The sequence below is a fragment of the Desulfofundulus thermobenzoicus genome, assembly GCF_009428905.1.
Taxonomy (GTDB): domain Bacteria; phylum Bacillota; class Desulfotomaculia; order Desulfotomaculales; family Desulfovirgulaceae; genus Desulfofundulus_A; species Desulfofundulus_A thermobenzoicus.
Genome location: NZ_WHYR01000160.1, coordinates 1 through 477, shown reverse-complemented (window position 1 = coordinate 477; position 477 = coordinate 1). Strand labels below are relative to the sequence as shown.

The following is a 477-nucleotide window of genomic DNA, read 5'->3' as shown; positions in this document are numbered from 1 at the left end:
TCTGAATCCCCAGTCATCGGTGTCGTTGTCGCTCAATCCATTGACGAAGAATTAAATGATCCCTTTTTTTCATCGATTCGAAAAGGAATTGAAAAAGAATATGCCAAACAAGGCCTGTCCACTCTCCATACCTTTCGCCTAAGAAGCATGGATAAAGGGGCGATGCTAAAGGATATTGACGGCTTGATCGTCATTGGGCGAATCAGCTCGGATACGGTTGAAAAAATGACAAATCGAATGGAACACATTGTTTTTATCAATCATTATGCGGATGAAGATCTGTATGATTGTGTACATGTTGATTTTGTCAGAGCGGCAGATCGCGCCATTCGTCATCTGCAATCTCTCGGCTATACACATCTAGGCTATATTGGCGGGAAAGAGCGGGAGCATTATTTCGAAGGTAATGCTGTGATTGAGGACGAAAGACAAACGACGTTTATGAAAAGAATGCAGGAGACGGGCGCTCTTCATATG

General features: G+C 43.2%; 1 protein-coding gene. It reads left to right on the top strand.

Features of this window, described 5'->3' with window-relative positions:
- Positions 1–477: type 1 periplasmic-binding domain-containing protein (locus GFC01_RS18010; protein WP_423244415.1), on the top strand; the 477-nt coding region annotated here is incomplete at both ends.